Genomic DNA, 25,590 nt, shown 5'->3' on the forward strand with positions numbered 1-25,590 from the left:
ATCAATACAGTACTATTATTAGTACCACTATTTGAGAGTGCTTATGGCAAAGCTTGATAAGCTTCTGGATAAAGCACGTCGACAGCCCAAAAGCATGAGCTTCGACGAATTGGCTTATTTATGCGATCACTACTTTGGCCCTCCTCGCCAGCAAAAAACTAGCCATCGGGTGTATAAAACACCCTGGCCCGGCGACCCGCGCGTTAATATTCAGCGGGGGAAAAATGGAGAAGCCAAGGCTTATCAGGTACGCCAAGCGCTCGCTGCTATTGATAAATTGTCGTCATCTTCATGACGATGGGAGTAGTACCATGGTGAACCATACCCATTACACCTACCGTATTCGCTGGTCAGAAGAGGATAACGAATTCGTTGGTTTATGCACCGAGCTACCCAGCCTCTCTTGGCTTGCAGATACCCACCAAGAAGCGTTGGAAGGTATTCTTTCTCTAGTTTCCGACGTAGTGGCCAACATGGAAGCTGAAGGTGAAACACCCCCGCTCCCACTTTCTGAACGCCACTACTCTGGCCGTTTTAATGTGCGTATTCCCCCAGAGAAACACCGCGAGCTTGCGATTAAGGCAGCAGAGGAAAATATCAGCCTCAACCGTTTGATCAGTGATCGATTAGCTAACGTCTAGCGTCACTTCCTCTTCGAAAACCCCAGCACCGAGTGGTAGCACCAGCCTTGGGGGTTAGCCACTACCGTGGCGGTTCCAAACGTGCGGGCGGCGCGATCCAGGGAGATATCCAAATCTTCCGCCAAGTCAGCCAGTGCCGTTAAGTAATCACTTACACCCCAAGGCTGAATCCTCTCGCCCTGCTCTTCTGCCAGGTCTACCCGCGCCAGCAGGCTCTCTTCCACCGGGATATAAATTTTTTCACCACGCCTTGCACCATCGTCTACGCGATGTAGCGTCCAGGTTTCGCCGCCCTCATCGGGTAGCAGTGCTAGTGTTATTTCAGGTTCGAGCTGCTTACGAAATGGGTCACGCTGAATCAACACACCGGTTAGATGCAGTTGCGGTATCACATGCCAGCTATAGGCTCCTAAGGGCGGTGGCTTGGGTGTCTTGCCGATGCGCAGCTCTTTTTTGGTTAACGGCTCGGCGGGCTGCTCAATCATCAGTTGATGCAGCCGTTCGTGCTCCAGATCTACTAGGCTATCTTTGGCGTGCAGCGTTTCTCGCGCCAGCACGCGAGGGCGGGCATCAATCACCTGATACTCATCTGGTGTTAACAGCGTGTTAAGTGAGTGGCTATTAAGTTTCCAGTCCATCTTCGTTTCGAAGCCTGGCTTATAAAACGCGGGTTCATCCGAGCGCTCAAGGTTTTTCAGATTGGTTTCCAGGAGCAGAATATTTGGCACCTCACAGGTCTGTTCGCGATGGCGGCATACCCGTCCTGCTAACTGAATAATCGAGCGCATGGAGGATGGTTCGACAATGGCCCAGTCGTAATCGTGATCACGGCCCACTTCCGTTACCGGCGAACCTAGAACGATAAACAGGTGATCATTCTCTTCGCTGCTATCCAGCAGGCGGCGGATATCCGGCTGCTGAAACACGCGCTCGGGTTCGGCCCGCTGCAGCGTTTTGTCTAACCGGCGCTCAATTTCAGAGCGCATGACCAACGGGTGTCGAGAGTGGTAAACGCAGAGGTGAATACGCACACCTTCTGGCGTGCCCTGCTGAAACAGTGCCCTGGCCACATCCACCAAGGGGTCGATATTGGCCATACGAATAAGGCCGAAGCTGACTCGTTTGCTCGAATGTGGATCAATAGAGTAATGCTGCTGGTGCAGCGCCAGCGCATTCTCACGCAGTAGGGTCGCAATGGCTGGCCTTATCTCTTCAGGGCGTTTGCCCAGCGGCGGCAACGCTAAAATATCTGCGCGGCGGCGTACCGGGCTTTTGGCGAGGCGCTCTAATCGGCGCTTGGCAAAATCTTGATGCACGGCCTTGAAAGTCTCGCTACTAGCGCAGTTTTCATGTTGGCGGTCGTGCTCGTCGAACCAGGCGCAGCAAATATCCACCGCCAAACCCGGTTCGCCCCGGTGGCGCTGAAAGGCCTCACGACCGCTACGATAGGCTTCATACAAACCCTCTACCAGCGCGGGCGGCAAAGTGGCCGATGACAGCAGCACCCGCGATCCCAACAGCCCCGCCCAATTCACCAAGCGAGTAAGCGCAGGTAAGTCGCTGATATCGAAATCGTCGATTTCATCGAGCACCAAATCACTGCTCATTAGGCGCAGCATGGGCACGATCTGTCGCCCGCCCCGTGTACTTTCTGTGGCAGGTACTAGGTGGTCAACAGTACATACCAAAATGGGGGCGGCGATCAGCGCACGAGTGCCCGGTTCGTCGCTTAAACGGCGAAGCACTGGGTGACTATCAAAATTTCCGTCAAATACTACGTGGGCATCTTCTTCGATCAACGCTTGCTTGGACGCCGAACCACTGGCTTCGGCTTCTTGTTCGTAGTGCTCAAACAGCGCTTTATTGGCGCTGCCGCCTACGCGCACGGCGAGTTCGTCTTCACCTAAATGCAAACGGTCACGTAAAGCTTGGCCGGTTTGAAGGGTTAGAGTGCGCAGCCCTAGCGCAATGCTAAAACGCGCGCCCTGCTGAGGGTCAGCCAAGGCGTACATAATGCGTCCATTAGCGAGGGTTTTACCGCAGCCAGTGGATGCCATATTGATGCCAAAAAAACCCTGGCGCTGACTGCGCTCCCTTAGTGATTGAGCGAGGTCGAAGGCTTTATCCTGCCAGCGAAAACGTGGGTGGCTACTGCGTTTACGAAAACCTTTGTGGCGCGCCAAGCGGGCTAAGTGACTGTCTACGCTAGGTAGCGCGCGAGCAACGGCAGCAGCGTGCTTTTCGACGCCTAAAATATGCTCGTCTAACGGCTGATTAGGCTTACCGGTTTTACGCAAGGTATTGGCGATCAACGGATATTGTGCCTCACCGCGCACGCGGTGCAGAGGGTTTTCCAGGCTAGAATAGTGGTGGTCGGCCAGCATTAAGCTAAGCCGCGCCAAGTGCATGACGTAGCGACTTTCCAGCCAGTGATGACCATTTTGCAGCCGCGCTTGTAACCGAGAGGCCAACTTTACCGCGCGTTCGCGCCAGCGGGATGTGCTGACAGGCAAGCCCTTACTGAACTGCCAATACGGCGCTACCCGTTTAGGGTCTTGCGTCTCGGGGATCTCATTCCACTCGGCATGAATAGAAGCAAACAATCCGCCCAGTTGCTCCGCCTGAAGGGGCGCCTTGCCTCTGCCCCAGCGTCTATCATTTTCACCATCTTTTTCCGGCGGTTTTAACGGTAGCCGGTGATGGCTAAGAACCAACCACCCCAGCGCTGCAGCCAGCGGAGGTAAGCGATCGAACACCATAGAAGTAGTGCCATCCATACCATCGCGCTCTAGTCCTTCCAACCAGTCCTGCTCTTGATAACCGCCTTTGGCTAAGCGCGCCAGCCAGGTAGCGTCGTCATCACCCCCTACAAAGGCTTGAAACAGGCGTAGCGATATCCATTCATGGCGGTATAAGTTGCGCCCTTCCAGTTTGCCTTTAAGCCGCTGCTGGAAGGCATCACTAGCTTTTCCCAGGTCGTGAAGTAAAGCAGCCATCGCAGTGAGCAATAGAATGTCTTCACCGCTATGCCAGTCATTTTCATCGCGGCGGCGAAGGATGTCTCGTGCCGTGGTATTAGTTGGTACCGCGCCATTGTTATTAAACCGCGAAGCATCCCCCACCACCCACATCAGTTCGCTGTGGTCGTGGCCCCGAATCCAGTGGCAGGCGACGGCGGTATTCTTGCGGGCGGTTTTACGCAGTAGTTTGCGCAAGGTATCCAGCCCAGCCTGGGTGATCGGTGTCTGCCAAGTACGGTCGCCGCGGCGTTCGGCAAACTGATCAAGGACGCGGCGGGTTTGTTTAAGGGCGTTCTTGTTGCACTGGGAAATCAGCAGCACGTTCATTGCTTGCCGCTCCCCAACTTTTGCCCCAGCTCCTGGGCGACTTCCTTGAGCGTATCAATCATAAAGTCGAGAGATTCGGTACGCGTTAAGCGCTCAATACACGCTTGGCGAAACTCCTGTTCTTCGTCACCACGCATAGCGGAAATAAACGCCTGGGGCAGAATCACCGCGTCTTTGACCAGGTCCGCCACATCAAACACCAACCCGCCGCGACGGGTTTTGCCGTGGAGTACCGCAAGTCCGTGAGGTATTCCCAACACCCAAGTCGCCGTGGCCGCCAAACCGTAGGCTAAATAGTTGCCGTGATCGAGAAAGCGGTTGGCGGGGTCGGTGCCTGCTCCACGCTTGGCGCGAGTGAAATCACCGTAGTCGACAGCATTCACGGCCAGCTTGAAAAGCGTTTTGGTGAGTCGGGCTTCCAGGGTGAGTAAGTCGACGGTGCTGGGTGCTTTGCTGATCGCTTCACGGTGGTGAGCAAGTGCGCTGTGCAGGTGATCAGTGGCAATACTAAAGCCAGCGTCTTGCATCACGCGATTTGTCCAGAGCGCTTCAATGCGAGCAAGGCGTGCCTGCTGAAATGCCCTGGCGGCATCCAGACGCTTGGTATCGTCAAACCAGAAACGCACCCAGTATTGCAGGTACTCTGTGGGACGGTATTCGCTTTGCGGGGTCAGCCAAGCAACATCCACATCGACTTCATTGGCAGCAAATAATGGCGTACCGCCGCCACCGCAAAACCCGACTAACACGCCCGCCTTGGCAAGTTCGCGCATCGCCGCTTGTGTTATCGAAGTGCCCATTCCTAATAGTAGTGAGGTGGTATTGGCAATGGGAATATTCCAGTAGCGGGATTTGCTGCCTTCGTCGGTGACGTACTCTACGCGGCCACCGTTCACCAATACCCGACAGTGCTGGAGGTAGTAGAGGTTGGCACGCTTGGAGTGAAGGATGGTTTTAAGATCTGACGGTGATAAATCATCCATGACAGCGCTCCTTGTTAGTCTCCTCCCATCTAACCACTCTTTACCCAACCTCGCTATTGACCTTAGTCATACTTAGCCCACACCGATTCCACGCTAACGCCTTAGGCGCAGCGTGCTACGCTTCGCGTTACTTTTTGTATTTGGGGCAATTCGCTATACCGATGTTTCGTGTGTTGGCGGCTTCCGCGCTGGTGCTGCTCACGCTGTCTACGCAAAAGTACGCCCTGCTTGTCTCATCCCAGCAAGTTATTGCTGCTTGACGCTATTAGCTGTGTCGTAGTCGCTGCATGCCAGGGCCATAATTGAATGGGCGCGATTTAATATTGTCAGTGCAACAGGTTTGTCAGCACGCAAGGAGCGCGTAAAATATTGGCCTCTTTATTGGTTTCATCAGCTGTTATGTTATAACTTATTTATTGGTAGCGAGGACACTCAATGAGTGAGCATATGCATCGCCACAACAAGGAAGGTCCTTGTCATTTTTCGCTGATGTCGTTATCTGCCGCGAAGCGGTTGGGTCTAGTGGCGCTGCCGCTGCTAGGTTTATGGGGTTTAGTTTTGTGGGCAAGCGGGTGGCCGCTATGAGTGAGCGTTCACTTTCACGCCTGCAACTACATGACTTGCACCTTGCCCAAGGCGGTCGCACGGTACTTGAGCATATCGATGGCGATATAAAACCCGGCGCTATTACGGCGCTTATCGGCGCTAATGGGGCGGGCAAAAGTACGTTGATCCAGGCGATTATGGGTGAACTGCGGCCTATTAGCGGCAAAGTGATTTGCACCGTTGATAAAGCACGCCGCGCATGGTTACCACAACAACTGGCGCTGGATCTTACCTTTCCGATGAGCGTGGAAGAGTTGGTAATGACTGGCAGTTGGCCAAGCCATGGGGCGCTGAAAGGCTACTGTGCGGCACATTATCGCAAGGGTCGCGACATCATGGCGCGCTTGGGCATTTCTCATTTGGCCCACCGCCCTTTGGGTGAGCTTTCCGGTGGCCAGCGCCAGCGGGCGTTGATTGGCCGTACGTTGATGCAGGAAGCGGAGCTTTTGTTACTGGATGAGCCGTTTGCCAACGTGGACAGCGATACGGTGGATATTTTGATTCGCATCTTGCGCCAAATGGCCGATGAAGGCGTGACCATCATTATTGTGCTGCACGATATGGATCACCTGAGCTGCCTGGCTGATGAGGTATTGATGCTAAATGGTGGCCATGGTCGCTGGATCGCGCCTAGCGCGCTTAACCACCAACATGCATCGGCCAAGGTCGTGCCGTTTGCTTTGGGAGGTCGTCATGCTGGCACTGCTTGATGCGTGGTTTGTTGCGCCTTTCGATTATGGCTTTATGCGGCGTGCGGTCGTGGGTGGCTTGGCACTTTCGCTTGCTGCTCCTCCGTTGGGCGTGTTTTTGGTGCTACGGGGCATGAGTCTGATTGGCGATGCGATGGCGCACGCTATTTTGCCTGGGGTGGCGCTGGGCTTTTTACTCGCTGGGTTCTCTCTACCGGTGATGAGCGCCGGGGGCGTTCTGTTTGGCGTGATGGTGGCGTTACTTGCCGGTGCCGTGTCGAAAATGGGCGGCCAGCGAGAAGACGCCGCCATGGCGAGTTTTTTTATTATCTCGCTGGCAGCCGGGGTATTACTCATTTCCATGGGTGGCAGCAGCGTGGATTTAACCCATGTTCTGTTCGGCTCAATCTTGGCGATTAATTCCACAGCGCTACTGCTCATTGCCTCTATCAGCACGCTGATTGTGATTATTTTGGCGATCATTTTCCGCGCGTTGGTCGTGGAGTGTTTAGACCCGCTGTTTTTACGCGGGCAAAGCCGCCGTAGCAGCTGGGTACATAGCGTTTTTTTAGGGCTATTGGTGCTGAATTTAACCGCGGGTTTCCAAACCTTGGGCACGTTAATGGCGGTGGGCTTAATGATGCTACCTGCCACAGCAGCACGGTTTTGGAGTAAGCGGCTGGAAGGCTTGATAGGTATTGCCGTGGTATTGGCCATGATCGCCAGTACCGGCGGGCTATTGATTTCGTTTCATCTTGATACCCCGTCAGGGCCGAGCATTATTTTGCTGGCCGGGGTGGGCTATCTACTGTCGGCACTGTTCGGCCGCTATCACAGCTTAGCCGCTAAGCTGCGGCGTAAAACAACGCCGCTGGCACTTGAACAGTCGTCATAACTCTTTGTTATTTTGAAGGAGCCTTGTATGTCGCTTTTCTCTTCATCGCGCTGGTGGGTGGGTGTTTCGGCCATGCTGGCGTTGCCTGCGGCAATGGCTGACGACCGTGTTCAGGTGGTTACCAGCTTCTCTATCTTGGCCGACATGGTCGAAAACGTCGGCGGCGAGCATGTTGACGTGACGTCGCTTGTCGGCCCTGATGGCGATGCCCATGTTTATTCGCCAAGCCCTGGCGATGCCCGCGCGCTGGCCAGCGCAGATATGGTGGTCTTTAACGGACTGCTGTTTGAGGGCTGGATGGAGCGTTTGATTGAGTCGAGCGACTATACCGGTGCCCTGGTCACCGCAACCAACGGCATTCAACCCCGTGCTTTTGCCAAACACGATCATCAAGAACACAGTCACGAAGAACACAGCCATGAAGAACACAGTCATGACGATCATGATCATGATCACGGGCACGACGACCATGACCATGGACACCACGATCATGAACATGGCGACGATGACCCCCACGCTTGGCAAGATATGCAGCAGGCTCGGGTGTACGTGGCCAATATTCGCGATGGTTTAATCGAAGCAGACAGCGCCAATGCTGAAAGCTATCAAGCGAATGCTGAGCGCTATTTAGCAGCAATCGACGAAGCTGATCGTGAGATTCGTGAGTTGCTGAGCGATATTCCCGCTTCCGCCAGTGTGATTACCGGCCATGATTCGTTTGGTTATTTCTCAAGTGCTTATGGGGTGAACTTTCTTGCTCCTGTCGGCCTGTCTACCGAGGCTGATCCCAGCGGCGCCAGCATGGCCGCGCTTGTAGATGTCATCGAGCAGGAAAACGTGCAGGCGCTGTTCCACGAGAATATGACCAACCAAGCAATCATCAACCAGCTTGCTGAAGAAACTCGCCTGCCAATTGCTGGCACGCTGTATGCCGATGCGCTGGCGAGTGAGGGTGAAGCCAGCACTTACTTGGGCATGATGCGTCATAACGCAAACGTGCTCCACTCAGCATTAGCTGAACCGGGCCATGATGGCCACGATCATGACCACGACCACGACCACGACCACGACCATCATGGTCATGATCATTAAGCCCAAAAGTTAACTATTGAATACCGCCGCCGGGCGGTATTTTTTTGCGTTGCATTTTGTCCCAGGGATGGGGAGACTTGCACTACTGCTGCAAATTTTCACCCTTGCAAAGAGCCAACACCATGCGCCTGAACGCCGATTTTAGCCACTTTGCCAGTGTCACGCCGGATCAGTACCGTTGGGTGGACTCCCCCAGCGCTGGTGTAAAGCGCATGATGCTAGACCGCATTGGCGACGAAGTCGCCAGAGCCACCAGCTTGGTACGCTACGCGCCCAACAGCCAGTTCAATCGCCATACTCATGGTGGTGGTGAAGAAATTTTAGTGCTGGAAGGTGTCTTTGCCGATGAGCATGGTCGCTACCCGGCAGGCAGCTACTTACGCAACCCGATTGGCACTGGTCATACCCCGCAAATAGGCGAAGAAGGCGCACTTATTCTGGTGAAGTTACACCAGTTTGATGAAAACGATATTTTGCAACTGGCCGTGCCTGCCCATCGACTTCCCTGGCAGCCCGACCGACGGCCAGGCATTACTTACAAAATGCTGCACACCTACAGTTCAGAACAGTATGGCCCAGAGCGGGTCAGCCTAGAGCGTTGGGAAGCCGATACACTGGTGTCTTATCCACCGCTTGCCGGTGGTTTAGAGCTGTTTGTGCTGGAGGGCTCTCTGCTCTGCGATGGGCAGGAATACGCTACCGGTAGCTGGTGCCGCTACCCAGTAGGTGCGGCGCCTCAGTTACGCGCAGGTAATGAAGGCGTGCAGTTTTACCTAAAGCGCGGACATTTAGCTGCCGCCAATCTACCAAATTAATCTGCCAATTTAGCCCACTAGGCCAATAAACGGCAGCAATGTTAATAGGGCGATTAGCACCACGGCGGCCATTACCAATACGACTTGCACGGGGTGGGCAAGGAAGCGTCGCCATAGTGTTGGCGCACTGCCACTGGCAACTGCTTCTGCGTGCTCTCGGCGTGCGTTTGCTTGGCGCTTTTGCTGATACGCCGCCAATGCTGCTTCAGCGGCCTCACGCTGAGCGGTGTTACGCAGCCAAATGGCATCGACCCCCAGGCGAAAAAAGCCCGCCTGGGTTTCATACACATCAAAGCCCTGCTCATCGAGCAACTGGCGTACTTCCAACGCTTCTTCATCAGTCACGTGGCGTAGCCGAAACAGCAAGTGGGCCATATTAGTCGCCCACGGCTGCCATACGGTCTGCCTGAATCACTTCGATCCAGTAGCCATCTGCATCTTTGACAAAGATAACGTCTTTCATCTTGCCTTGGTCCGCGCGCTTGATAAACGTTACTTCATGCTCATCAAACCAAGCTTGAGCAGCTTCTAAATCAGGCACACTAAAGCAGATATGACCGAAGCCTTGGGGCTCAGCGTTACCGTCGTGATAGGCAAAATCCTGCTGATCTTCGGTGCCCCAGTTATGTGTCAACTCCAGCAAGCCTTTCTGACTGAAGGTCCAGGCAGTACGTGCTTGAGCATCTTCTGGCACGCTATCGCTGCTTTCGAGATTGGCGAGGAAGTAGAGCGAAAACTGCATCTCTTCGAAATCCAACCGGCGCAGTACCTGCATTCCAAATACCTTGGAGTAGAACGCTAGCGCGCGTTCGGGATCTTTCACCCGCAACATTGTGTGATTTAAGCGAAACCCTTGAGTTTGTGGCGCGACGGGCGCGATTCCGGGATGTTGTTCGCCTTGAAAACTCATTTTGCTCTCCTGTTGCTAATGCCGATCATTGAATCCACTGAGCCTCACTTACCATGAGGGCTTTAGCGCCATAATACCAGCCCTTACAAGCATGTAGGATTCGCTAGCGCAGTGTCGCAGTCAGCGCACTGGCAATACTAAACAAAAATCCTACACTTATTATTCATAAGCTTTACAAAAAAGCAGGCTCTGCAACATAAGCGATGCCTCACCGTTGAGACGTCCACAGGAGTTTTCCATGACCGCGATTGATATGACCCTCGGCGCCCACCTAACCCTGAAGCAGTTAGCCCGCGCCATACACAATGGCTTTTCACCGATTGTGGAAGTCGAGTCAATGGATGGTATTTATAAGGTTCGCTTCCATCACGCTAACGGCGTCTCCGATTTAACCAATGCCGATGGCCATGTCAGTACTTTTTTGGGTACTGGTGAAATTCGCGACACCCTTGGCCAGCTGGGTCTTACGCATGGAGTGCTTACGTTTGCCGACCAGTGTGGCGATGAAATGATTGGTGTTGAGGGTAAAGCGATAACGCCTGATGAGATGCTCACCTACGGAACCCGCATCTCGTTTCGTTGATATACGCGCTTCGCGTTGCCCAGGCTTTACAGATTGATCTAAGCCAAGGATAGTACCATCACGACAGGGGCGCCCTTGCTTAACGGGCTGAGAAGCACCCTTTGAACCTGAACCGGATAACACCGGCGTAGGGAGTCGTGGTGCAATTGCATCACCTCCCAGCCGGGAGGATATTATGCCTTCACGCCCACTCGGCGATTATCTCCGCGACCTGCGCGCTACCACACCGCTGGTACATTGCATGACTAACTATGTGGCGATGAATAGCACCGCTAATTTGCTATTGGCGATAGGCGCTTCCCCCGCCATGCTGCATGCTCAAGAAGAAGTGGCAGAGTTCACAGCGATTGCTGGCGCGCTATCGATTAATATTGGCACCCTCTCTTCCCCTTGGGCTGACGCCATGGTCATGGCCGCGCGCGCTGCTCATGAAAATCACATCCCGTGGGTGCTTGATCCTGTGGCTGTTGGTGCGACCACATTTCGCCAGCGTGTTTGCGAGACGTTGCTGGCTTATCAGCCTAACGTTATTCGTGGCAATGCCTCAGAAATACAAGCACTTAACGGATTAGCCAGCCAGGGGTGTGGGGTCGATGCGACGGCTAGCACCCAAGAAGCGGCAACTGCTGCCATTGCGCTGGCACAGCAACATCACTGTGTGGTGGCGGTGACTGGCGAGAGCGATTTCATTACCGATGGCACTGACCATTATCGTCTTACAGGCGGGCATGCGCTGATGCCCCGTGTGACGACCTTGGGCTGCGGCTTGAGTGCACTGGTGGCAAGCTTTGTGGCCGCAAACCGCGAGCAGCCGTTGGAGGCCAGCCTAGCGGCTTTGGCGTGTTTTAGCATCGCTGGAAGCCGTGCAGGAGAGCACGCTCAAGGTCCGGGCAGCTTCCAAGTAGCGCTATTGGACGCGCTGTATCAGTTATCCCCTGACGACCTTTCGACTCTTGCTCAATTGGAGGCGGTGCATGCCGTTTGATCTTTCACTCTATTTAGTCACCGATGCGGGTCTTTGTGCTGGCATGGGTCTGGAAAAAACGGTTGAAGCTGCTGTGCAGGGCGGCGTTACCATGGTGCAATTACGCGATAAACACGCTAGTGACGAGCACATGATCACCCAGGCCAAACGTCTCAAGGCGATGTTGGCTGGTAGTGGCGTCCCTCTGATCATTAATGATCGCCTTAAGGTTGCGCTCGCAAGCCAAGCGGATGGCTTACATGTTGGGCAGAGCGACACGGCTGTTCAGGAAGCGCGCAACACACTTGGCCAGCACGCCATTATCGGGCTTTCAATTAACACGCCTGACCAACTTCTGGCGGCTCCCGTCGAACTGCTTAATTACGTCGGTTTAGGACCCGTGTTTGCAACTGGTAGTAAACAAGATCACGCCCAGCCAATTGGCTTTGATGGGCTGGCTCGGCTTGCCAGTGCTTGCCAACTGCCCAGCGTCGCGATTGGCGGGCTAAAAGCTGAACACGTTGCTCAAGTGAAAGCCGCAGGGGCAAACGGTGTTGCGGTTATTTCTGCTATTTGTGGCCAACCAGACCCTCGACTGGCGGCCCAGGCGTTCAACGCGCAATGACCCAGCTCGAGCATATCGCGGCGTTTGTAAAGGTCGCCGAGCTGGGCAGTTATACCCGCGCAGCCGAGGCGCTAGACCTTTCCCGCACGCGGGTGTCCCGCCAAGTGATGGCACTTGAAGCGGCATTGGGTGCTCGGCTTATTCAGCGCACCACGCGGCGGCTGCACCTCACGGAAGCAGGCGAACGCTATCTCGTTCGTGCGCAAAGCATTTTGATCGCTTTGGACGAGGCAGCAGCAGAAATCGGCAGTGGCACCAGCACGGTGAACGGGCGGCTGCGTATCAATGGCCCGATGAGCTTCGGCACACGTTATCTTTCGCCGCTGGTTGCACAGTTTATGCAAACGCACCCGGGGCTTGAGGTGCGTTTGGATTTAAACGACCGCCGCGTTGATTTGCTGGAGGAGGGTTACGATATCGCCATTCGCATTGGCACCCTGCCCGACTCTAGCTTAGTGGCGCGACGGCTCACTCAGTGCCGGATGCTGTTTTGCGCATCACCTGATTACCTCGCCCAGCACGGTACGCCTCTAAAGAGTGAAGATTTGGCATCTCACCGTTGCCTTCGCTACCGAAGCGGCCAAAATAGTGGCGATTGGCGGATTGGTCGGCAACTACTTAGTGTTTCTGGCCCCTTAGAGAGCAACAATGGCGATATGCTGACGCATGCAGCTGAAGCGGGCTTAGGAATAGCGCAGCAGCCCAGCTTTTTAGTCACTGACAGCATTGCGAGCGGACGTTTAGTACCGATTTTGCAGAACTTACCGCCGGCGTTGCTAGACATCCATGCGCTTTACCCAGCCCGACGCTATTTACCTGCCAAAGTAGAGCGCTTTATTGAGTTATTGGCGGCAGCATGGGGCGATCCGCCAATCTGGGAAGTCGAGCCAGGATTGTCGCCTTTATCGCAACAGTGAAGTGCAGGAACAGTGGATTATCTCCCTAGCTATCATCTGTAAAGTGGCACTATCGCATCCAAGGTGATGCTCGCGACTAAGAGAGACCGCTATGACCACTACCAATACTTCACCACTCGCCCTTTATGCCACCGCCTTGCTACGTATCAGTTTAGGCGTGATGGTCTTAGCTCACGGCTTGCTTAAGGTGTTTGTCTTCACCCTGCCAGGCACTGTCAGCTACTTTGAATCCCTGGGCTTGCCGGGTGTTCTTGCTTACTTAACCATTGCTGCCGAAGTAGGTGGTGGCCTAGCACTGCTACTAGGCCTTTATACTCGCTGGGTAAGCCTTGCTCTCGTCCCCGTGCTGCTAGGGGCGGCTTCGGTACACTTGGGTAATGGCTGGCTGTTCTCGAACCCGGGCGGTGGCTGGGAATTCCCTATTTTTTGGACGATTGCCCTGGTGGTACAAGCAGGCCTAGGTGGCGGTAGCGCTGTTGTCAGCCGTAAATTCGCCTAACCACTCTGCCCGCATTGGCTTCGGCTGGTGCGGGCATTATTAGCCTTCTATAGGCTAACGGAGGTACTAAAATGCTACCCAGCCTGTTTATTTCCCATGGTTCCCCCATGCTGGCACTGAATAAAACGCCGGCTCACGCTTATCTTCGTGAATTGGGGAAGCGCTTTTCCCCGCGTGCGGTGGTCGTCGTATCAGCCCACTGGGAGAGCCTTACACTCAAGGTCAGCACTAGCGCACAACCAGAAACAATCCATGATTTTGGTGGGTTTCCACAAGCTCTTTTCGAGTGTCAGTATCCAGCGCCTGGCCACCCTGAACTGGCTGAACAAATTGCGCTGTTATTGGCTGCCGAACGCGTAGAGCGCGGCCTTGACCACGGCGCTTGGGTACCACTTTCACTGATGTTTCCAGAGGCCAATGTACCGGTCGTTTCCCTGTCGCTACCTGTGCGTTGGGAAAATGACGCGCTAATCACGCTAGGCGAACGCCTATCAGCATTGCGAAAAGAAGGGGTTCTGATTATTGGCTCAGGCAGCCTGACTCATAACTTATATGAAACTCTGCCCCAGGGCAGCCCTGCTCCCGTCTGGGTGGATGAGTTTGCCCAGTGGGTCAGCAAGCACATTACAGCCAATGATCGCCAGGCATTACGCCACTGGGAGCGTGCTCCAAAAGCGCTGGAAAACCACCCAACTCCTGAACACTTCCAGCCCTTGCTGGTGGCCATGGGCGCGGGCGGTGATGCAACTCAGTTACACCACAGCGTTGAACATGGCGTACTGGCGATGGATATCTATCAGTTCGCTTAAGCTGTTGGCCGGGGTTTCAACGTGGTGCGGCGGTCATAGTAGGCAATAGCCAGCCCGCTGCCCATAATCAGCACACTGCCTACCCATACCCACAGATCCGGCAGCTCTCCCCAGAACCACCAGCCAAGTAGTACCGCCCACAGCATCGCTGTGTAATCAAATGGGGCGGCAATCGCAGCAGGGGCAAAGCGAAACGCCAGGGTAATAAAGGCCGTCGCACCAATACCAAAAACACCCGAGACCAAAAAGCCAAGCCAGTGCCAAGGCTCTGGGGTTTGCCAAACCCAAGGCAAACTCAGAGCAGTGACGATAAAGGGCACTAACGTCATGTAGAACACCATTGCCCACAGGTGCTCTCTAGCGCCATAGCGCCGCGCAGTAATCATCATCAGGGCATAAAAGAAAGCCGCGGCCAAGAGGATTAGCGTGCCAAGCTGGAATGCATCACCACCGGGACGAACCACAATCAGCACGCCGGAAAAGCCAACTAGCGACGCCATGAATACGGGTGGATCGATCCGCTCGCCAAGCAATGGCACTGATAGCAAGGTGACAAACAAAGGCGCCACAAAGGCAATTGCCGTGGCCTCTGCGAGTGGTAACAGGGTTAGCCCCCAGACAAAACACACCATCGTAGCGGTATAAATCAATCCTCTCAGAAGGTGGATACGTGGGCGCCTGGTGTGTAACTTGCGCAACCCGCCGGCAAAATGGGCCAACAGGGCAATGAGCGGCAGTGACACCAGCGTACGAAAGAAAATAATCTGCAGCGGCGAATGCACTTCGCCTAGCCACTTTGATACCGCGTCACCAAGGGCCAAGAACAGAACCCCTAAGCACATGCACAGGATACCCTTTAACGACGTTGTCACGACGCTCTCCTTTTACCCTAAGGACACTTTATCAATCGGCATTAAACAACTAATAAAAAACCCCGCCAATGTGTCACTGGCGGGGTTGTGGATCTTGCGTGGTTTTACAAACTTGCGTTAACCACCATGCACTCCATTCCCTGCGCCTGAAGCGTTCTACAGGCGCGTCTAGCGCGCGCTTCGTCCAACGCGACAACACGGGCGCGGAATACCGGCGTTTGACCAGCTAGGGTGTCAATAGCCACCCGCCCTCCTACTTCATGAGGCAGGCGCTGAGCAGCTTGACGTGCCAACTGCTCTGCTCGTGCTACTTGGCTAAATGCACCTACCTGAATCCCCCAATTACCCGCAGTCACAGACCGTTGGGGCGTAGCAGCCAACTCGCGTTCACGTTCAATAAACGTATTCACCGGATCGGGTGTATGGGCGGCAGGTCTTTCCGCCGGTGTTTCCATGGAGCGTGCGAGACGATCTTCAATTTCAACAATAGGTGTAGACGCTGGCGAAGGAGACAGTGTTGTCGCTGCCAAATTATTCGCGGGCGCTGAATTATTCGAAATCGTTACGTTACTAGCCATAACAGGGCGATTCGAGACTGGCGGTGCCGACATCGGGCGTTGGCTAGGAGCGCCAGAGCCAGAGAAAGCCATAAACTCACTAGAGAAAGTCGTATTTGCCAACCACGTTTGCTGGTCACGCAGCGCTGCACGAGCAAAACTGCGATCTAACAAGTTCGCCATATGAGAATCACGAGATGCCCCGCTAAAGCCACCCATGACAACGCCCACCATGCGACGATCTCCGTGGACGGCCGTTGTCGCGACATTGAAACCAGATGCACGAATAAAGCCGGTTTTAAGGCCATCTGCACCGGGGTAGTTTTTCACTAAGCGATTATGGCTGGTGTGCCGGGTACCACGATAGGTGAACTCTTGGAGCCCAAAGTAGTGGTAGTACTGTGGGAAGTCCTGCATCACGCGCACAGAGAGTGTCACCATATCCCGTGCTGTGGTGACCTGTTGGTCATCAGGCAGGCCCGAAGCATTGCGGAATGTGGTGGCATTCATGCCAAGCTCGCGAGCTTTTGCGGTCATCAACTGGGCAAAACGCTGCTCACTACCGCCTAACGCTTCAGCCACCACGACGGCAACATCATTAGCAGAGCGCACTGCTAACGCACGAATCGCAGAATCAACGGGGATAGTGCTGCCCGCAGAAAGCCATAGTTTTACAGCAGGCATAGCGGCAGCTTGAGCAGACACAGGAAGCGGCTGATTAAGGCTGAGCCGACCACTCTCCAATGCTTCAAATGTAAGGTACAACGTCATCATTTTGGTTAACGATGCGGGGTAGCGACGCTCATCGGCATTCTCGGCGTACAGTACCTCTCCGTTTTCTAAATCCACCACAATCCCAGCATAACGCGGATTTGCATGAGCACTCGATATGGCGCTTAGCAGCAATACCATTAACGACAGTGGAAGCCACCAACGCGCGACTATCGTTGCGCATATTCCCCTTGTTGCCATACATGCCCCTTTCTTGTTTTGCTGTAATGTCACACTACCAACTATTAATCTACTTGCCACACTAAGAAATCTAAGACTAGCACGGTAACTCTTCAAGTAAATTAAGAAAGCAGTATAAAAGTTGAAAACGCAATGAATAGAACAAAAAAAACCGACCCTAAGGGGTCGGCTTTCATTTTGTTGAACAACAACGCAGAGACTTACTCTTCTGCAGCTGCTTCTTCAACAACCGGACGGTCAACTAGCTCAACGAACGCCATAGGCGCGTTGTCGCCTGTGCGGTAACCGCACTTGAGAATACGGATGTAACCACCCGGACGCTCGGCATAACGCGGACCTAGCTCGTTAAACAGTTTACCGACGGCTTCTTTGGAGCGCGTGCGGGAAAACGCCAAACGACGGTTTGCAACGCTGTCCTGCTTAGCTAGGGTAATTAGCGGCTCGATAACGCGACGCAATTCCTTGGCCTTAGGCAGGGTTGTCTTGATGACTTCATGTTCGACCAGCGAGACAGACATGTTCTTGAACATGGCCTGACGATGCGAGCTGGTACGATTCAGATGACGACCACTCTTACGATGACGCATGGTTGTAATTCCTTACCAAACTGGGACTCAAGTCGACACTCACGCGGAGGCCTTGTCGTCCTTCAGGCTAGCGGGTGGCCAATTTTCCAACCGCATACCGAGGGACAAGCCGCGCGCTGCCAATACGTCTTTGATTTCATTCAAAGACTTTTTACCAAGATTCGGTGTCTTCAGCAGCTCAACTTCAGTGCGCTGAATAAGATCACCAATGTAGTAAATATTCTCGGCTTTTAGGCAGTTAGCGCTGCGAACTGTCAACTCAAGATCGTCTACGGGGCGCAATAGGATAGGATCAACAAGATCCTCTTCCTCTTCGACTTCCTGCTCTTTATCAGCTTCCAGGTCGACGAAGGCGGCCAGCTGCTCTTGCAGAATGGTCGCACTGCGACGGATAGCCTCTTCCGGATCCAGTGTACCGTCGGTTTCCAGATCGATAATTAACTTATCGAGGTCGGTGCGCTGCTCAACACGAGCGGCCTCGACCGAATAGGAAACACGGCGAACAGGGCTGAAGGTGGCATCCAGCTGCAGGCGGCCAATTGCACGTGTCTCTTCATCAGAGCCACGAGCGTCAGCCGGTTCGTAACCACGACCCAGCGCTACCTTAAGCTGAATTTTCAGCTCGGCACCTTCATTGACATGAGCAATGACGTGATCCGGGTTGACGATTTCGACGCTATGATCAAGCGCAATGTCGCCAGCGGTGACGACAGCTGGGCCCTGCTTGTTCAGCGAGAGCACCGCCTCATCGCGGCTGTGCATCTTGATCGCAACATCTTTCAAGTTCAGGAGGATTTCGATGACATCTTCCTGCACCCCTTCGAGCGCACTGTATTCGTGCTCTACACCGGCAATTTCAGCCTCTACCACGGCAGCGCCGGGCATGGACGAAAGCAGAATGCGACGAAGTGCATTCCCCAGGGTGTGACCAAAGCCGCGCTCGAACGGTTCGAGAACGATTTTGGCATGATGTGCGCTGATTTCTTCGACCTTGATGTCACGAGGACGAAGAAACTCTGTCACTGAACGCTGCATATGAACACCTTTCAGGCTGCCAAACGGATACTGAGTACTCTAGAGCACACTACTCAAGAGCATCTGGGCGGTTAGCTTTGCTACCCCGCCCAGGTCTCAAGAAGCAGAAATGTAAATCAAACTGCTTACTTGGAGTACAGCTCGACGATCAGGTTTTCGTTGATGTCGGCAGTCAGGTCACCGCGTTCAGGCAGAGCCTTGAAAGTGCCTTCCATCTTCTTGGCGTCGATTTCGATCCAAGCGATATCGCCACGGTTGGCCGCAATGGTCAACGAGTGTTGAATACGTGCTTGGTTCTTCGCCTTTTCGCGAACAGCAACAACGTCACCGGGCTTCACTTGGTAGGAAGCAACGTTAACGGTGCGGCCGTTCACGGAAATCGCCTTGTGGCTGACCAGCTGACGCGCTTCAGAGCGAGTCGAGCCAAAGCCCATGCGGTAGACGACGTTATCCAGTCGGGATTCAAGCAACTGCAACAATACTTCACCAGTCGCACCTTTCAGGCGAGCGGCTTCTTTGTAGTAGTTGCGGAACTGCTTTTCGAGTACGCCATACATACGGCGTACTTTCTGCTTCTCACGAAGCTGCAAGCCGTAGTCGGAAAGACGCTGACGACGCTGGCCGTGTACACCCGGGATCTGCTCGGATTTACACTTTTTCTCGAAGGGAGTAACACCGCTCTTTAAAAAGAGGTCGGTGCCTTCACGACGAGACAGTTTGCACTTCGGTCCAATATAACGAGCCATGAATCTGTCTCCTTAAACGCGGCGTTTCTTAGGCGGACGGCAGCCATTATGGGGAATGGGCGTCGCGTCAGTGATGCTTTGCACGCGGAAGCCGGCGGCATTGAGAGCGCGCACAGCGGATTCACGGCCGGGACCGGGGCCTTTGACCAGCACGTCTACGTTTTTCACACCATACTCGGCTGCAACAGTTGCTGCACGCTCACTTGCTACTTGAGCAGCGAACGGGGTGCTCTTGCGAGAACCACGAAAACCCGAACCACCGGCTGTCGCCCAAGAAAGAGCGTTGCCCTGGCGGTCTGTGATCGTCACGATCGTGTTGTTAAAAGAGGCGTGGATATGCGCTACGGCGTCCACTACCTGCTTTTTAACCTTTTTACGGTTACTACGCGGGTTAGCCATGTTGATGTCTATTCCTGTCTTAACGTCAGCTCTCTAAAGAGCCTGCGTGTTATTTGCGGATCGGCTTACGCGGGCCCTTACGGGTACGCGCGTTAGTCTTAGTCCGCTGACCACGCAGCGGAAGACTACGACGATGACGCAGACCACGGTAGCAGCCTAAGTCCATGAGACGCTTAATGTTAAGCGTTACATCACGACGAAGGTCGCCTTCTACGGTGTACTTACCAACTTCAGAACGCAGGGTATCCAGCTCATCGCTAGACAGATCCTGGATCTTGGTAGTAGGCGCGATACCGGCAGCAGCACAAACGTGCTGAGCGCGGGTACGGCCAATCCCGAAGATATAGGTCAGCGAGATCGCCGCATGCTTGTTGTCCGGGATATTGACGCCTGCAATACGGGCCATCAGCTTACTCCGAAATTTGAGCGGCTTGCTCGTTTATTCATCTACAAAAGGCGCAACAGCATACCCCTTTATAAGCCTTATGGCAAGGGGTATGCCGGCACCCGCTTAAAAACAACCCAGGTATTAACCCTGGCGCTGTTTGTGCCGCGGTTCGATACAAATGACGCGAACAGCGCCATTGCGTCGAATGATCTTACAATTACGGCACATCTTCTTTACGGAAGCTCGAACTTTCATCGTTCTCTCCAAATCGCAACGGCGCGCCTCAGCGCATAATGCCGCCGCTACCGTAGCCTTTCAGGTTGGACTTCTTCATCACCGAGTCATATTGATGCGACATGAGATGCGACTGCACCTGGGCCATGAAGTCCATGATGACCACAACCACGATCAGAAGCGAAGTGCCACCGAAGAAAAACGGTACGTTCCACGCAACGATCAAGAACTGGGGCATCAAGGAAACCGCAGTGATATACAAGGCACCGAACAAAGTAAGACGAGTCATTACTTTATCGATATAGCGAGCGGTCTGCTCGCCGGGGCGAATGCCCGGCAGGAAGGCGCCTGACTTTTTAAGATTGTCAGCCACATCCTTGGGGTTGAAGACCAGCGCTGTGTAAAAGAAGCAGAAGAATACCACTGCCGCCGCGAAAAGCAAGATGTAAAGCGGTTGGCCGGGGCCTAACGCTTGTGATGCACGCTGCAACCACTCCATTCCTTCACCAGCACCCACCCACTGACCAATAGAGGCCGGGAAGAGCAAAATACTGGAAGCGAAGATTGCTGGAATAACACCAGCCATATTCACTTTTAAAGGCAGGTAGCTGCTTTGGCCTGCATACATCTTATTGCCGACCTGGCGCCTGGGGTAGTTCACTTTCAAGCGGCGTTGGCCGCGCTCAATGAATACCACAAACGCAACGGTAGCAATACCTAGCACTGACAGCGCTAACAGCGGAAGAACATTCCAGGCACCTTCATTACGAGCAAGCTCAAACGCTTGCCCAACGGCACTGGGCAGCCCAGCGACAATCCCCGCGAAGATCAGCAGCGAAATACCGTTGCCGATGCCCTTCTCGGTGATCTGCTCACCTAGCCACATCATAAACACCGCACCTGATACAAATGTAATCACGGCGGTGAAAAAGAAGCTGAAGTCAGCGCTGTATGCGATGCCTTGGCTAGCCAGACCAACGGACATACCGGTAGCCTGGACGAAAGCCAGTATCACAGTGCCGTAGCGCGTGTACTGGCTAATCTTGCGGCGGCCAGCCTCACCCTCTTTCTTGAGTTGTTCAAGATGAGGGGAGACCGCAGTCATGAGCTGCATGATAATCGACGCCGAAATGTAGGGCATGATGCCCAAGGCGAGGACGCTCATACGCTCCAGGGCGCCACCCGAGAACATGTTAAACATGCCTAGGATGGTGCCCTGTTGCTCCCTAAACAAGGCAGCAAGCTGGTCAGGATTGATACCGGGAACGGGAATGTGGGCACCAATACGGTACACCACGATGGCGAGGAGCACGAAGCGCAAACGCGCCCACAGTTCACTCAGACCGCTGCCCATCGCCGGCATATTTCCTGACTTGGCCATTTAGTCCTCTACCTTGCCGCCAGCGGCTTCGATCGCTTCACGGGCACCTTTGGTGACCTTGATACCACGAACGGTAACCGCCTTGTTCAGTTCGCCAGAAAGGATGATCTTCGCATGAAGCGTTGCATCCTTTAGCACGTTGGCTTGCTTCAGAGTTTCCATAGTGACTTCGTCACCGGCAACCTTAGCAAGTTCAGCCAGACGTACTTCTTCAGATACCAATGACTTAGCAGACGTAAAGCCAAACTTCGGCAAACGACGCTGTAATGGCATCTGACCGCCTTCGAAACCAGGCTTGACGCTGCCGCCACTGCGAGATTTCTGACCTTTGTGGCCGCGGCCGCCGGTCTTACCAAGACCGGAGCCGATACCACGACCAACGCGCTTTTCAGCGTGTTTGGAGCCCGGTGCCGGGCTCAGGGTATTGAGTTTCATGGATTACTCTCCCTCAACGCGCACAAGGTAGTTAACCTTGTGGATCATGCCGCGTACGGCAGGGGTGTCTTCCAGCTCAACCGTATGACCGATGCGACGCAGACCCAGGCCCTTCATAGTAGCCTTGTGCTTGGGCAAAACGCCGATGGTGCTGCGGATCTGGGTAACCTTGATCGTTGCTGCCATGGTGCCTTACCCCGTGATCGCTTCGACAGACAGACCGCGTTTAGCGGCGATGTCTTCCGGTGCTTGCATGGCAGAGAGACCTTTAACAGTCGCTCGTACCACGTTAACCGGGTTGGTGGAACCGTAGCACTTGGCCAGTACATCATGGACACCAGCGAGCTCTAGTACAGAGCGCATGGCACCGCCAGCGATGATACCGGTACCTTCAGAAGCCGGCTGCATGTACACCTTAGAAGCACCGTGACGGGCTTTTATCGGGTACTGAAGCGTATGGCCTGCAAGGTTAACCTTGACCATGTTGCGACGAGCTTGATCCATCGCTTTCTGAATCGCAACAGGCACTTCACGTGCCTTGCCACGACCAAAACCGACACGACCTTTACCATCACCAACGACGGTCAGTGCGGTGAAGCCGAAAATACGACCACCTTTGACCACCTTGGCGACGCGGTTGACCTGCACTAACTTCTCTTGCAGATCACCGCTTTGCTGTTCGTTCTTCGCCATCGTAAAACCCTTTAGAATTCCAGGCCGCCTTCACGAGCGGCGTCGGCCAGAGCCTTAACGCGACCGTGATACTTAAAGCCAGCACGATCGAAGGCCACCTGGGTGATGCCTGCTTCTTTAGCGCGTTCAGCAATCAGAGCGCCAACCTTAGAGGCGGCTTCTGCGTTGCCAGTCGCACCCTCGCGCAGTGCTTTGTCCAGCGTAGAAGCACTGGCTAGCACTTTGCCACCATCCGGCGAGATAATCTGCGCATAGATGTGACGCGGGGTACGGTTGACGCACAGGCGATACACGCCCAGCTCGCGAATCTTTGCGCGAGCGCGGCGGGCACGACGGAGACGAGATTCTTTCTTCGCGTTCATAACCCTGCCTTACTTCTTCTTGGCTTCTTTGCGACGCACCTGCTCGTCGGCGTACCGAACACCCTTGCCTTTATACGGCTCAGGGGGACGGAAGGCGCGGATTTCCGCGGCGCACTGGCCGAGCATCTGCTTGTCCGCGCTCTTCAGCACGATCACGGTGTTCTTCGGCGTTTCCGCTGAGACACCCTTAGGCAGTTCATAGTCGACCGGGTGCGAGAAGCCCAGTGAAAGATTGAGCGTCTGGCCCTTAGCTTGGGCACGATAACCGACGCCTACAATTTCGAGAGTTTTTGTGAAACCCTCGGATACGCCCGTTACCAGGTTCTGAACCAAGGCGCGGGTAGTACCGGCCATTGCCCAGCTCTTGGCAGACTCACTCGGGGCGAAGGTCAGCTGGCCATCTTCTTGACCAATCACCACGTCTTGGTGAATGGGCATAGATAGCGTGCCCTGGCCGCCTTTAGCGGTCAGCTGGCCAGCGTCGATTTTAATCTCGACACCAGCAGGCACTTTAACCGGATATTTCGCTATGCGGGACATTCCAGCCTCCTAGAATACGGTGCAGATGACTTCGCCACCGACGCCTGCTTGGCGCGCGGCACGATCGGTCATGACACCATTAGAGGTGGTGACAATCGCGATACCCAGACCATCGGCGACCTTGGGCAGGTTGTCCTTGCCCTTGTACTGGCGCAGAGACGGCTTGGAAACCCGCTGAATGTGCTCAATAACCGGCTTACCCTCAAAGTACTTGAGAGTAACGGTCAGCTCGGGTTTAACGCCTTCAGCCACCGCAAAATCGGTAATGTAGCCTTCTTCCTTTAACACGCGGGCCACTTCCACTTTCAGCTTGGAGGACGGCATGGTAGCCGTCTCCTTGGTGGCCATCTGCGCATTGCGGATACGGGTAAACATATCCGCTAGAGTGTCTTGCATGCTCATTTAATGTGCGCTCCTGATGATTCGACGTGACGTTACCAGCTGGACTTTTTCAGGCCAGGGACGTCGCCACGCATGGCGGCTTCACGCAGCTTGTTACGGCCAAGGCCGAACTTGTTGTAAAAACCGTGCGGACGGCCAGTCACGCGGCAGCGGTTACGCTGACGCACCGGGCTTGAGTCGCGCGGCAGTTGCTGCAGCTTCAGCGTCGCCTCGAAACGTTCTTCTTCAGAAGCGTTCACGTCCGAGATGATTTTCTTGAGCTCTGCGCGCTTAGCCGCAAACTTCTCGACTAGCTGAGTACGCTTGAGCTCGCGCTCTACCATACTTTTCTTAGCCATGATCCAACCCTTATTTCTTAAACGGGAAGTTCAGTGCTGCTAATAGCGCACGACCTTCCTCGTCGGTGTTGGCGGTAGTAGTGATAGTGACGTCCAGCCCCCGGATGCGATCGATCTTATCATACTCGATCTCTGGGAAGATGATCTGCTCACGCACACCCATTGAGTAATTGCCGCGACCGTCAAAAGACTTCGGATTGAGACCACGGAAGTCACGCACGCGGGGAATCGCAATGTTCACCAGGCGGTCCAGGAAGTCCCACATACGCGCTGAGCGTAGTGTAACTTTGACACCGATCGGCCAACCTTCGCGCACCTTGAAGCCCGCGATGGACTTGCGTGCCTTGGTCACCAACGGCTTTTGACCAGAGAGTTTCTCCAGGTCACCGATGGCATTGTCGATCAGTTTTTTATCACTGACCGCTTCGCCGATACCCATGTTCAGAGTCACTTTCGTGATCCGGGGTACCTGCATTACGTTGGCGTAGCTGAACTGCTCTTTGAGCTGGGCTACAACCTCGTTTTGATAACGTTCTTTCAAGTTCGCCATTTTGCTACCCGACTCGCGTTAGGCGTCGATCTGCGTCTGCGTCGACTTGTAGATACGTACCTTGGTACCGTCTTCCTTAACTTGGAAGCCGACGCGATCCGCCTTACCGGTCTCCGAATTGAAGATGGCTACGTTGGACGCGTGAATCGGAGCCTCACGCTCGACGATACCGCCCTGATTTCCCGCCATGGGATTAGGCTTGGTGTGACGTTTAATCATATTCACACCGGACACCACGAAGCGGTTTTCTAGTACCCGCTTAACAGTGCCACGTTTGCCTTTATCCTTCCCGGCGATGACGATGACTTCATCGTCACGTTTGATCTTTTGCATATCCGCCTCGCTCCTTACAGCACTTCAGGCGCTAGGGAAATGATCTTCATGAACTTCTCATTACGAAGCTCACGAGTTACCGGCCCGAAGATACGCGTGCCGATCGGCTGTTCGTTGGTGTTATTCAACAAAACCGCCGCATTTCCATCGAAACGGATCAGCGAACCGTCACTACGACGGACGCCACTACGGGTGCGAACGACTACCGCTTTCAGCACTTGGCCTTTTTTGACCTTACCGCGCGGAATCGCTTCCTTCACCGTTACCTTAATGACGTCACCAACGCGAGCGTAGCGACGGTGTGAACCGCCCAACACCTTGATGCATTGCACCCGGCGCGCTCCGCTGTTGTCGGCGACATCCAGCATTGTCTGAGTCTGAATCATCGGTT

At 54.3% G+C, this 25,590-nt stretch carries 35 protein-coding genes and 1 riboswitch; of the genes, 12 read left to right on the plus strand and 23 right to left on the minus strand.

Annotation, left to right across the window (positions count from 1 at the left end; all coding sequences use genetic code 11):
• Nucleotides 1-43 precede the first annotated feature (43 nt).
• Both HVE01_RS05995 and HVE01_RS06000 read left to right on the plus strand, forming a co-directional pair.
• The gene (locus HVE01_RS05995) at nt 44-295 is read left to right on the plus strand and encodes a toxin HicA (protein WP_146943014.1); all 252 of its coding nucleotides are present in this window, start codon (nt 44-46) and stop codon (nt 293-295) included.
• 16 nt (nt 296-311) lie between these two features.
• Entirely contained in the window at nt 312-641 is a 330-nt protein-coding gene (locus tag HVE01_RS06000) for a type II toxin-antitoxin system HicB family antitoxin (RefSeq protein ID WP_146943016.1), read from the plus strand.
• Between the two features lie 2 nt (nt 642-643).
• Here HVE01_RS06000 and cas3f read toward each other — a convergent pair whose 3' ends face one another.
• Both cas3f and cas1f read right to left on the minus strand, forming a co-directional pair.
• Nucleotides 644-3,988 carry a type I-F CRISPR-associated helicase Cas3f gene (cas3f, locus tag HVE01_RS06005; protein WP_146943018.1) on the minus strand — a complete coding sequence of 1,115 codons (3,345 nt, stop codon included), beginning with the start codon at nt 3,986-3,988 and terminating at the stop codon, nt 644-646.
• Complete coding sequence (gene cas1f / locus HVE01_RS06010) at nt 3,985-4,971, minus strand: type I-F CRISPR-associated endonuclease Cas1f (protein WP_146943020.1); 987 nt, start codon at nt 4,969-4,971, stop codon at nt 3,985-3,987. The genes cas3f and cas1f overlap by 4 nt, the downstream gene beginning before the upstream one ends.
• Nucleotides 4,972-5,552: 581 nt before the next feature.
• Between cas1f and HVE01_RS06015 the strand changes: the two genes are divergently transcribed.
• The 4 genes from HVE01_RS06015 to HVE01_RS06030 all read left to right on the plus strand — a co-directional run bounded on the left by HVE01_RS06015 (nt 5,553) and on the right by HVE01_RS06030 (nt 9,068).
• Complete coding sequence (locus HVE01_RS06015; RefSeq protein WP_125744982.1) at nt 5,553-6,287, plus strand: metal ABC transporter ATP-binding protein; 735 nt, start codon at nt 5,553-5,555, stop codon at nt 6,285-6,287.
• Nucleotides 6,271-7,161, plus strand: a complete 891-nt coding sequence (locus HVE01_RS06020) for a metal ABC transporter permease (RefSeq protein ID WP_009723865.1) — start codon at nt 6,271-6,273, stop codon at nt 7,159-7,161. Before HVE01_RS06015 ends, HVE01_RS06020 begins: the two co-directional genes overlap by 17 nt.
• 27 nt (nt 7,162-7,188) lie before the next feature.
• Entirely contained in the window at nt 7,189-8,253 is a 1,065-nt protein-coding gene (locus HVE01_RS06025) for a metal ABC transporter solute-binding protein, Zn/Mn family (protein WP_146943022.1), read from the plus strand.
• A 122-nt stretch (nt 8,254-8,375) separates the two neighbouring features.
• Nucleotides 8,376-9,068, plus strand: a complete 693-nt coding sequence (locus HVE01_RS06030) for a cupin domain-containing protein (RefSeq protein WP_146943024.1) — start codon at nt 8,376-8,378, stop codon at nt 9,066-9,068.
• Nucleotides 9,069-9,077: 9 nt separating this feature from the next.
• On the opposite strand, the gene HVE01_RS06035 is transcribed toward HVE01_RS06030, so the two are convergent.
• Complete coding sequence (locus HVE01_RS06035) at nt 9,078-9,443, minus strand: DUF6164 family protein (protein WP_125744970.1); 366 nt, start codon at nt 9,441-9,443, stop codon at nt 9,078-9,080.
• Between the two features lies 1 nt (nt 9,444).
• Nucleotides 9,445-9,978, minus strand: a complete 534-nt coding sequence (gene gloA / locus HVE01_RS06040) for a lactoylglutathione lyase (protein ID WP_125744968.1) — start codon at nt 9,976-9,978, stop codon at nt 9,445-9,447.
• A 238-nt stretch (nt 9,979-10,216) separates the two neighbouring features.
• Between gloA and HVE01_RS06045 the strand changes: the two genes are divergently transcribed.
• The 6 genes from HVE01_RS06045 to HVE01_RS06070 all read left to right on the plus strand — a co-directional run bounded on the left by HVE01_RS06045 (nt 10,217) and on the right by HVE01_RS06070 (nt 14,375).
• On the plus strand, nt 10,217-10,561 hold the full coding sequence (locus tag HVE01_RS06045; RefSeq protein ID WP_125744966.1) for a hypothetical protein: 345 nt from the start codon (nt 10,217-10,219) through the stop codon (nt 10,559-10,561).
• A gap of 55 nt (nt 10,562-10,616) precedes the next feature.
• Nucleotides 10,617-10,712, plus strand: a riboswitch (TPP riboswitch).
• A 24-nt stretch (nt 10,713-10,736) separates the two neighbouring features.
• Complete coding sequence (thiM, locus tag HVE01_RS06050) at nt 10,737-11,546, plus strand: hydroxyethylthiazole kinase (RefSeq protein WP_146943026.1); 810 nt, start codon at nt 10,737-10,739, stop codon at nt 11,544-11,546.
• A complete protein-coding gene (gene thiE / locus HVE01_RS06055; protein ID WP_146943028.1) occupies nt 11,536-12,150 on the plus strand; it encodes a thiamine phosphate synthase in 615 nt (204 codons plus the stop codon). Before thiM ends, thiE begins: the two co-directional genes overlap by 11 nt.
• Entirely contained in the window at nt 12,147-13,067 is a 921-nt protein-coding gene (locus tag HVE01_RS06060) for a LysR family transcriptional regulator (protein ID WP_146943030.1), read from the plus strand. Before thiE ends, HVE01_RS06060 begins: the two co-directional genes overlap by 4 nt.
• 91 nt (nt 13,068-13,158) lie before the next feature.
• Nucleotides 13,159-13,566 (plus strand): DoxX family protein, encoded by a 408-nt coding sequence (locus tag HVE01_RS06065; RefSeq protein ID WP_146943032.1) that lies wholly within the window; start codon nt 13,159-13,161, stop codon nt 13,564-13,566.
• A gap of 71 nt (nt 13,567-13,637) precedes the next feature.
• Nucleotides 13,638-14,375, plus strand: coding sequence for a DODA-type extradiol aromatic ring-opening family dioxygenase (locus tag HVE01_RS06070; RefSeq protein ID WP_146943034.1), 738 nt, complete (start codon nt 13,638-13,640; stop codon nt 14,373-14,375).
• Here HVE01_RS06070 and HVE01_RS06075 read toward each other — a convergent pair.
• From HVE01_RS06075 to rplN, 19 genes are all read right to left on the minus strand, one after another.
• Nucleotides 14,372-15,247, minus strand: a complete 876-nt coding sequence (locus HVE01_RS06075; RefSeq protein WP_240645128.1) for a DMT family transporter — start codon at nt 15,245-15,247, stop codon at nt 14,372-14,374. The genes HVE01_RS06070 and HVE01_RS06075 overlap by 4 nt on opposite strands.
• Before the next feature lie 104 nt (nt 15,248-15,351).
• Nucleotides 15,352-16,776 (minus strand): serine hydrolase, encoded by a 1,425-nt coding sequence (locus tag HVE01_RS06080; protein ID WP_146943036.1) that lies wholly within the window; start codon nt 16,774-16,776, stop codon nt 15,352-15,354.
• A gap of 200 nt (nt 16,777-16,976) precedes the next feature.
• Nucleotides 16,977-17,363, minus strand: coding sequence for a 50S ribosomal protein L17 (gene rplQ, locus HVE01_RS06085; protein ID WP_125744952.1), 387 nt, complete (start codon nt 17,361-17,363; stop codon nt 16,977-16,979).
• A gap of 39 nt (nt 17,364-17,402) precedes the next feature.
• Complete coding sequence (locus HVE01_RS06090) at nt 17,403-18,398, minus strand: DNA-directed RNA polymerase subunit alpha (RefSeq protein ID WP_009723881.1); 996 nt, start codon at nt 18,396-18,398, stop codon at nt 17,403-17,405.
• A 125-nt stretch (nt 18,399-18,523) separates the two neighbouring features.
• The gene (gene rpsD / locus HVE01_RS06095; protein ID WP_030074205.1) at nt 18,524-19,144 is read right to left on the minus strand and encodes a 30S ribosomal protein S4; all 621 of its coding nucleotides are present in this window, start codon (nt 19,142-19,144) and stop codon (nt 18,524-18,526) included.
• Nucleotides 19,145-19,156: 12 nt separating this feature from the next.
• On the minus strand, nt 19,157-19,543 hold the full coding sequence (rpsK, locus tag HVE01_RS06100) for a 30S ribosomal protein S11 (protein ID WP_125744950.1): 387 nt from the start codon (nt 19,541-19,543) through the stop codon (nt 19,157-19,159).
• Between the two features lie 49 nt (nt 19,544-19,592).
• The gene (rpsM, locus tag HVE01_RS06105) at nt 19,593-19,949 is read right to left on the minus strand and encodes a 30S ribosomal protein S13 (RefSeq protein WP_009723884.1); all 357 of its coding nucleotides are present in this window, start codon (nt 19,947-19,949) and stop codon (nt 19,593-19,595) included.
• Nucleotides 19,950-20,072: 123 nt separating this feature from the next.
• Entirely contained in the window at nt 20,073-20,186 is a 114-nt protein-coding gene (rpmJ, locus tag HVE01_RS06110) for a 50S ribosomal protein L36 (RefSeq protein WP_009099023.1), read from the minus strand.
• Nucleotides 20,187-20,214: 28 nt separating this feature from the next.
• The gene (gene secY, locus HVE01_RS06115; RefSeq protein WP_038480406.1) at nt 20,215-21,546 is read right to left on the minus strand and encodes a preprotein translocase subunit SecY; all 1,332 of its coding nucleotides are present in this window, start codon (nt 21,544-21,546) and stop codon (nt 20,215-20,217) included.
• Entirely contained in the window at nt 21,547-21,981 is a 435-nt protein-coding gene (gene rplO, locus HVE01_RS06120) for a 50S ribosomal protein L15 (RefSeq protein ID WP_030074208.1), read from the minus strand.
• A gap of 3 nt (nt 21,982-21,984) precedes the next feature.
• The gene (rpmD, locus tag HVE01_RS06125) at nt 21,985-22,167 is read right to left on the minus strand and encodes a 50S ribosomal protein L30 (RefSeq protein ID WP_009723888.1); all 183 of its coding nucleotides are present in this window, start codon (nt 22,165-22,167) and stop codon (nt 21,985-21,987) included.
• A gap of 6 nt (nt 22,168-22,173) precedes the next feature.
• Nucleotides 22,174-22,674, minus strand: coding sequence for a 30S ribosomal protein S5 (gene rpsE, locus HVE01_RS06130; protein WP_125744948.1), 501 nt, complete (start codon nt 22,672-22,674; stop codon nt 22,174-22,176).
• Nucleotides 22,675-22,685: 11 nt separating this feature from the next.
• Nucleotides 22,686-23,036 (minus strand): 50S ribosomal protein L18, encoded by a 351-nt coding sequence (gene rplR / locus HVE01_RS06135; RefSeq protein WP_009723890.1) that lies wholly within the window; start codon nt 23,034-23,036, stop codon nt 22,686-22,688.
• A 9-nt stretch (nt 23,037-23,045) separates the two neighbouring features.
• The gene (gene rplF / locus HVE01_RS06140; RefSeq protein ID WP_038480399.1) at nt 23,046-23,576 is read right to left on the minus strand and encodes a 50S ribosomal protein L6; all 531 of its coding nucleotides are present in this window, start codon (nt 23,574-23,576) and stop codon (nt 23,046-23,048) included.
• A 9-nt stretch (nt 23,577-23,585) separates the two neighbouring features.
• A complete protein-coding gene (gene rpsH, locus HVE01_RS06145; protein WP_016915783.1) occupies nt 23,586-23,978 on the minus strand; it encodes a 30S ribosomal protein S8 in 393 nt (130 codons plus the stop codon).
• 32 nt (nt 23,979-24,010) lie between these two features.
• Nucleotides 24,011-24,316, minus strand: coding sequence for a 30S ribosomal protein S14 (gene rpsN, locus HVE01_RS06150; protein ID WP_125744946.1), 306 nt, complete (start codon nt 24,314-24,316; stop codon nt 24,011-24,013).
• 10 nt (nt 24,317-24,326) lie between these two features.
• The gene (gene rplE / locus HVE01_RS06155; protein WP_009723894.1) at nt 24,327-24,866 is read right to left on the minus strand and encodes a 50S ribosomal protein L5; all 540 of its coding nucleotides are present in this window, start codon (nt 24,864-24,866) and stop codon (nt 24,327-24,329) included.
• Between the two features lie 18 nt (nt 24,867-24,884).
• Entirely contained in the window at nt 24,885-25,199 is a 315-nt protein-coding gene (gene rplX / locus HVE01_RS06160) for a 50S ribosomal protein L24 (RefSeq protein ID WP_009723895.1), read from the minus strand.
• A gap of 14 nt (nt 25,200-25,213) precedes the next feature.
• Complete coding sequence (rplN, locus tag HVE01_RS06165) at nt 25,214-25,585, minus strand: 50S ribosomal protein L14 (RefSeq protein WP_009723896.1); 372 nt, start codon at nt 25,583-25,585, stop codon at nt 25,214-25,216.
• Nucleotides 25,586-25,590 lie beyond the last annotated feature (5 nt).

This window comes from Vreelandella venusta (assembly GCF_007989605.1).
Taxonomy (GTDB): domain Bacteria; phylum Pseudomonadota; class Gammaproteobacteria; order Pseudomonadales; family Halomonadaceae; genus Vreelandella; species Vreelandella venusta.